This is a genomic window from Clostridium phoceensis (assembly GCF_001244495.1).
GTDB classification, from domain to species: Bacteria; Bacillota; Clostridia; order Oscillospirales; family Oscillospiraceae; genus Lawsonibacter; species Lawsonibacter asaccharolyticus.
Genome location: NZ_LN866274.1, coordinates 2,520,620 through 2,527,065, shown reverse-complemented (window position 1 = coordinate 2,527,065; position 6,446 = coordinate 2,520,620). Strand labels below are relative to the sequence as shown.

Below are 6,446 nucleotides of genomic sequence, written 5' to 3'. Positions count from 1 at the left end.
CCCCCGCCCCCCGCCCGCTCCCCCCGCCTGTATGAACCGCGGGCGGGGTTTTCCGTTCCCGTTCCAGGGGCAGGGGGCCGCCCCGCCCCTGATCGGACTCAGCGGAGTGTTGATTGGACCGGCAGGGGACACCACCCTCATCCGTCACGGCATCCGCCGTGACACCTTCCCCACCCAGGGGGAAGGCTTTGAGGGCAGCTCCGGGGGCTGCCCCTGCGAGATATCTTCAGCTTTTGCGCAGGGGCGCACATCGTGCGCCCGCCGTCCGGCTCGATGGGGGCATCAGGCCCTGTCCGCTCCCGCGGAGCCGCTCTCTTTCCCGGCCGGGAATTGACCCCGGCCGGCCCCGGTGCTATAATAAACCATCACACATGCAGGGGGACTTGCCCCCGGAACAGGAGATACCTATGGGAATGAAGACCAGCGCCGTCTGGGCAGACGGCACCTTTGAGAGCAACACCGCCCCCCTGATGGGGCCTTTGGAGGACTGCGCCCGCCGGGCGGCGGAGCTGGGCTATGACGCCCTCTCCCTGACGGTCAACCGCCCCGGCGAGCTGGATGCCGCCTATGTCCGCCGCGTGCTGGGAGAGTACGGCCTGACCGCATCGGGACTGGCTACGGGACGGATCTACACCGTAGACGGCCTGGGCCTGGGCCTGGGCCTGGCGGACCAGGAGCGGCGCCAGGCCGCGGTGGACCGGATGCTGTCCCACGCGGAGCTGTGTGCCCAGCTGGGGGGCGCCAAGCTGATCGTAGGCGCCATCCGGGGCTGGACCCGGGATGCCGGCGGCCGCGAGGCCTATGAGCCTCTGTTCCGCTCCAGCATGGAGTCCATCCTGGCCCGCGCGGAACAGCTGGGCATCCAGGTGGCCTTCGAGGCCATCAGCCGCATCGACTCCGACGCCTACTGCTCCCTGTCCGAGACCGCGGAGTTCATCCGCTCCTTCCGCTCCCCTGCCCTCCGGCTCCAGGTGGACTCCATCCATCTCCACACCAACGGGGAGACGGATTTCTACCAAGGGCTGCTGAAGGCGGGCGACCTCATCGGACAGGTGGACATCTCCGATGTGGACCGCATGGCCCCAGACGGCAGGCACTTTGATTTTCCGCTGTTGATCCAGGCCCTGAAGGAGACCGGATTCCAGGACTATCTGGTCTTTGAGTTCCGTGCCAATCCCCCTGCCGACGCGGCCAAGGCCGGGCTGGACTACATCCGCGCTCTGCTGTGAACGGGCCCAGTTTGTTCCGCTGCCCCCTGTGCGGCAGCCCTCTGACGCAGGAGGAGAGGGGCTGCATCTGTCCCGCCCGCCACAGCTTTGATCGGGCGGCGGCGGGTTACGTCCACCTCCTGCCCCCCAACCGGATGCACTCCAAGGCGCCGGGGGACGACCGGGAGATGGTGGCCGCCCGGGCCGCTTTTCTGGAGCGCGGCTACTACGCCCCGCTGCGCCAGGCCCTGGAGGAACTGGTCCTGGAGGCTTCCGCCCACCTGGAGGGCCCCGTCCTGCTGGACAGCGGCTGTGGGGAGGGCTACTACACAGCGGGGATGTTCCGGGCGCTGGAGCGGGCCGGACACCGGCCCCGGGCAGCGGGGATCGATATCTCCAAATACGCCCTGCGCCGGGCCGCCAAGCGGCTTCCGGAGGGGGAATTCGCAGTGGCCTCCGCCTACCGCCTGCCCCTGGCGGACGCCTCGGCGGACCTGCTGACCAATGTGTTCTCCCCCCTGTCCGCGGAGGAGTTCGCCAGGGTCCTGCGGCCGGGCGGCACCTTCCTCTATGTGGTCCCCTCCGCCCGGCACCTCTGGGAGATGAAGCAGGTCCTCTATTCCCAGCCCTACGAAAACCCCGTCAAGGAAACCCCCTATACAGGCTTTTCCTATCAGCGCATCGTCCCGGTGCGGTATGAGATCACTCTGGACTGCCCGGAGGACATCCGGGCCCTGTTCCAGATGACCCCCTACTGCTGGAAGACTCCCCGGGAGGGGGTGGAGGCCCTGTCCGCTCTGAAGCGGCTCACCACCCAGGTGGGCTTTGACCTCCACGTGTTCCGCCGCAGCCCCGCCTGATCTCTCCCGCCGCCCCATAAAATATGCCCGGAGGCACGTGTGCCTCCGGGCATCCTGCATTTATGCCGCCTGCTCCGGCTGCTCCAGCCCCAGGTTCTCCCGCACCTGGCGGCGGAACTCCGTCAGCTCCGGGTAGTCCAGGAAAAACCGCAGCTTCTCCGCCCACACCGCCTCCGACTCCGGCACGTCCCACAGCACGAAGAAGGCGAAGCTCTCGCTGATGTCCTCCGACGGGTCGGTGGAGGCGTAGCTGCTGACGAAATCCTCCTCATGCCGCAGGAAGAAGTTATAGCTGTCCAGATCCGCCAGCCGGTCATCCAGGTAGCCGGTCCAGAACCGCTGGCAGAAGTCGTCCAGATAGGACCCCTCCCGGCTGACCATTCCGGCCTCGCAGTAGGTCTCCACTGTGGGCTCCCCCCGATAGTCCGCCTGACGGTGGTTCAGGGTGAGGTAGTGGCAGTACTCGTGGAGCACGGTCTCCAGAAAATAGTCCCGGTCCCCCATGTCCGCCGGGTCCAGGCAGATCTCCCACTGGCTCCCCCCGGGGTCGGCGGGCAGCACATAGGCCACCGTCTCCCCCTCGCCGTCCGTAAAGGGCACATAGCTCCGAAAGTCCCGAAAGGCGTCCTTGGGGAGGACGGCCTGCATCGACTCCCACATCTCCTCCAGGTCCTCCCTGGTCCAGGGCCCGTGGGTCAGGTCCAGGGAGTTGGGCATGAGGGTGAGCTCCCCCGCCCCGCCGATCCGGTAGCGGGCCAGGACGTGTTCCTCCGGGTCCGTGTAGCCCCAGCCCAGGTCGTCTCCCCCCAGATACCGGATGGTGTATGCCTCATAGAGCCCGTTCAGTTCCTCCAGCAGCTCCTGCTCCCGGTCCCCCCGCCGATACTCGCCCCGGTCCAGCCGGGCCTGGCGCACCGGTCGGAGCCGCATCCACAGGTCCATGGCCGCGCTCCGCTCCTCCTGGGTGATGACCTCCGCCAGCAGGCCCAGCTGCACGTCCAGCTCCCGGTCCAACGTCTCCTGGTCCGCTCCCGGGGCCGGGGAACACCCCGCCCCAAAGAGCAGGAGCAGGCAGAGGGCGGCCCCGATGAGCCGGTCCTTTCCTCGTCTCATAATTTCTCCCGTCCTCCCGACTGATACAGCAGGGCGTTGCACAGGGCGGCGGCCACCGTGCTCCCCCCCTTCCGGCCCAGAGCCGCGATGGCGGGTATCCCCCGCTCCCGGGCCAGGGCCAGGATCTCCTCCTTGCTCTCCACCACATTGACGAATCCCACCGGCACCGCCAGGATCAGGGCCGGGGACATCGCTCCGGCACGGATCAGCTGGGCCATGCGGATCAGCGCGGTGGGGGCGTTGCCCACGGCATAGATCCCCTCGGGCCAGAGGGCCGCCCCCTGGTCCACCGCTGCCGCCGCCCGGGTGGTCCCGGCCTCTGCCGCCCGGCGGGCCACCTCCGGGTCCGCCATGAAGCAGTGGACGCTGATGCCCAGCCGCTCCAGCGCCCCCCGGTTGATGCCGGACCGGGCCATGTTGGTGTCCGTCAGGATGGGGGTGCCGGCCCGGAGGGCTCGGACCCCGGCCTCCACCGCCCCGGGGGTGAACACCAGATTACGGGCGTAGTCAAAGTCCGCCGTGGTGTGGATGGCCCGCTTCACCAGCGGCGCCTGATCCGCAGGCAGGACGATCCCCCGCTCCGCCAGCTCCGCCCCGATGATGCGGAAGCTCTCCGCCTCAATGTCAGCGGGGCGGCTGTGTTCCAGCTCTCTCATGCCTCCTCCTCCCTCCGGCGGCCTGAGATGAGCCACACCGGATTCTGCCCCATCATCAGGTTCAGCCCACCGGCCCCCTTGGACCGGGCCGCCCAGATCTGGGTCACCTGGGCCTCCAGCCCCCGGGCGGCAAAGGCCGCCGCAGCAGCGGACAGGGTCTCCAGGGCGATGGCGCTGACNAAGATGGGAATAAGAGCCAGCGGGGCCGCCCCGCCCCCCCCCCCAGCAGGACGCTGAGGGGGGCGAAGGTCCCCGGGGCAAACCCCGCCGCCGTCCCCCGGGTGATCCGCTCCGCCGGGTAGGACAGCTCCTCACCCACCACTGCCCGGAGGTGGCCCAGCCCGGCATCCCGCAGGGCCTGGCACAGCTCCCCCGGCCCCAGCTCGCCGCCGGTGAGGAAAAACGCCTCCCGCCCCTCCAGCACGGCGGCCACCGGGTCGCACCGGGTCCCGTGGGCGGAGACCAGCTTCCAGTCCTGCCAGGGCCGCCCCAGCCTGGCGGCCAGATACTGGACGCTGGACAGGCCGGGCAGCACCCGGAAGGGGATGCCTTCCTTCTCCAGCAGGGCGGTCAGGGAGCGGGCCCCGGAGTAGAACCCGGTATCCCCGCTGTACAGCACGCAGGGGCGCTCCAGGCCGCTCCGGCGCAGGATCTCCAGGATCTCCGTCCCCTTGGTGGCGGGATACCGGGGCACCTCACGTCCCAGATTCAGCCCCTCCACCAGACGGCGGGCCCCGATCAGGCCGTCCGCCCCCTCCAGAGCCCTGACCGCCTGGGCGGTGAGGGTGGTGGGGTCGCCCAGTCCCATCCCGATCAGCGTCACTTCCATTCTGCTTCCTCCTTATCGGCCTGGAACCAGGCCAGAATGTCCTCCAGGCCCTCGCCCCGGTCCCGGGGGCGGCGGATGACCACCAGCTCCACCCCCGCAGCCAGGGCGGCGGCGGCCTTCTCCCGGAAGCCGCCCGCCTCTCCCCCGTCCTTGGTCACCAGGAAGCGGATGTGATACTGCTCCATCAGCGCCTCATTCAGGCGCTGGGTGAAAGGGCCGTAGAGGGCGATGATGTTCCGGGAGGGGATGCCCGCCCGGCGGCAGGCGGCCACGCTCTCCTCCGAGGGCAGCACCCTGGGAAAGAGACGGGCGGGCTCCAGGGCGGCAAAGGCCGGGAGCTCCTTGGCCCCAGTGGCCAGCAGGATGTTCCCCTCCCGCCCCGCCAGCAGCCGGGCGGCCTCCTCCGGGCTGTCCACCCGCAGCCCCTCCTCCCCGCCTTCGGGCCGGAGCAGGCGGCGCAGGGGGACGCCGGCCCGGGCACAGGCCGCCCCGATCTCCCGGGTGGCCTGGACAGCATAGGGGTGGGTGGCGTCCACACAGCGGTGGAAGCCCCGGGAGAGCAGAGCATCCATCTCCCCCCCGGATCTGCGCCCCACCAGGACGGACACATCCTCCAGGCCGGCCAGCTCCTCCGCCCCCAGGGGGGTGGCCACGCTGACCCAGACCTGGTGGCCCATGGCCGACAGGGCCCGGGCCAGCCGGCGCCCCTCAGTGGTGCCGCCGAAGATCAGCACCCTCACAGCTCATACCCCCGGGGGGTCACCATCCGGTCTCCGATCCGGCGGGTGGCAGCGGAGCCGATGAATACGGTGGTGAACATATCCACCTGGGCCTCCTGCAGCTCCCCCAGGGTGAGCACCTGGTGCTCCCCCTGGGCACGTCCCGCGTTCCGGACCCAGCCGCACACCGTCTCCGGCCCCCGGTGGGCCAGCACGATGTCACAGGCCATGCGCAAATGGTCCCGCCGCCGCCGGCTGGAGGGGTTGTAGAGGCAGAGGACAAAGTCCCCCTGAGCCGCCAGCTCCAGGCGGCGGCGGATGACCTCCCAGGGGGTGAGCAGGTCGGACAGAGAGAGCACCGCGAAGTCGTGCATCAAAGGGGCCCCCAGCACCGCCGCCCCCGCCAGGGCAGCCGTCACACCGGGCACCACCTGGATCTCCACCTCCGGGAACTGGGGGGCCAGCTCCAGCACCGGCCCCGCCATGCCGTACACCCCCGCGTCTCCGCTGCACACCAGGGCGGTGGTCCGGCCGGACCGGGCCCGCTCCAGCGCCGCCCGACAGCGCTCAATTTCTTGGGTCATGGGGGTGGAGAAGTACTCCTTATCCGGGAACTCCCCCCGGATCAGATCCAGATAGACTGTGTAGCCGCACAGCACCTCGGCCTGCTCCAGGGCAGCCCTGGCCTCCCAGGTCATCCACCTGGAGCCGCCCGGACCCAGGCCCACCACATACAGCACATTCATGGCGCTTCCTCCCATCTCGGGGCAAAGGGGGCGGCGGCCAGCGCCGCCGTCACCCCCTCCCCCGCTGTCTTTTTCAGCAGCAGCGGGCCGCCGCTGGCCAGCACCGCCGCCCGCTCGCATACGTTGTCCGTCCCGGTGACCTGACGGACGAAGGGGGAAGGGGTAAACTCCCCCTCCGCCCGGCTCAGCTCCTCCGGGGAATAGGTGAGCAGGGGCAGCCGGCGCCGGCGGCACAGCTCCAGCAGACCGGGCTCCTCCCCCTTGCGGTCGATGGTGCACACCCCCGCCAGTGCGGCTGGATGGAGCCCCGCCGCC

8 protein-coding genes are annotated in these 6,446 nt (G+C 69.9%); 2 read left to right on the top strand and 6 right to left on the bottom strand.

Annotated features, from left to right (window positions below):
- Positions 1–407: 407 nt before the first annotated feature.
- Positions 408–1,229 carry a sugar phosphate isomerase/epimerase family protein gene (locus tag BN1969_RS13070; RefSeq protein ID WP_187120353.1) on the top strand — a complete coding sequence of 274 codons (822 nt, stop codon included), beginning with the start codon at positions 408–410 and terminating at the stop codon, positions 1,227–1,229.
- 11 nt (positions 1,230–1,240) lie between these two features.
- Positions 1,241–2,068, top strand: a complete 828-nt coding sequence (locus BN1969_RS13065) for a putative RNA methyltransferase (RefSeq protein WP_242850342.1) — start codon at positions 1,241–1,243, stop codon at positions 2,066–2,068.
- Positions 2,069–2,128: 60 nt separating this feature from the next.
- Here the strand turns inward: BN1969_RS13065 and BN1969_RS18055 are convergent, their stop codons facing one another.
- The 6 genes from BN1969_RS18055 to BN1969_RS13035 all read right to left on the bottom strand — a co-directional run.
- Entirely contained in the window at positions 2,129–3,181 is a 1,053-nt protein-coding gene (locus BN1969_RS18055) for a hypothetical protein (RefSeq protein WP_050624698.1), read from the bottom strand.
- On the bottom strand, positions 3,178–3,837 hold the full coding sequence (locus tag BN1969_RS13055) for a precorrin-8X methylmutase (protein WP_050624697.1): 660 nt from the start codon (positions 3,835–3,837) through the stop codon (positions 3,178–3,180). Before BN1969_RS13055 ends, BN1969_RS18055 begins: the two co-directional genes overlap by 4 nt.
- A 103-nt stretch (positions 3,838–3,940) precedes the next feature.
- Positions 3,941–4,645 (bottom strand): precorrin-6y C5,15-methyltransferase (decarboxylating) subunit CbiE, encoded by a 705-nt coding sequence (gene cbiE, locus BN1969_RS13050; protein WP_423243661.1) that lies wholly within the window; start codon positions 4,643–4,645, stop codon positions 3,941–3,943.
- 11 nt (positions 4,646–4,656) lie between these two features.
- Positions 4,657–5,406 carry a precorrin-6A reductase gene (cobK, locus tag BN1969_RS13045; protein ID WP_050624695.1) on the bottom strand — a complete coding sequence of 250 codons (750 nt, stop codon included), beginning with the start codon at positions 5,404–5,406 and terminating at the stop codon, positions 4,657–4,659.
- Positions 5,403–6,131: a precorrin-3B C(17)-methyltransferase gene (gene cobJ / locus BN1969_RS13040; RefSeq protein WP_050624694.1), complete on the bottom strand. Its 729-nt coding sequence runs from the start codon at positions 6,129–6,131 to the stop codon at positions 5,403–5,405. Before cobJ ends, cobK begins: the two co-directional genes overlap by 4 nt.
- The coding region (locus BN1969_RS13035) for a cobalamin biosynthesis protein (RefSeq protein WP_147577177.1) at positions 6,128–6,446 on the bottom strand (319 nt) is incomplete at its 5' end. The genes cobJ and BN1969_RS13035, both read right to left, overlap by 4 nt.

Coding starts and splice junctions, on each gene's coding strand:
- BN1969_RS13070 (WP_187120353.1), top strand. CDS start 408: ATGGGAATGAAGACCAGCGCCGTCTGGGCAGACGGCACCTTTGAGAGC.
- cobJ (WP_050624694.1), bottom strand. CDS start 6,131: ATGAATGTGCTGTATGTGGTGGGCCTGGGTCCGGGCGGCTCCAGGTGG.
- BN1969_RS13055 (WP_050624697.1), bottom strand. CDS start 3,837: ATGAGAGAGCTGGAACACAGCCGCCCCGCTGACATTGAGGCGGAGAGC.
- BN1969_RS18055 (WP_050624698.1), bottom strand. CDS start 3,181: ATGAGACGAGGAAAGGACCGGCTCATCGGGGCCGCCCTCTGCCTGCTC.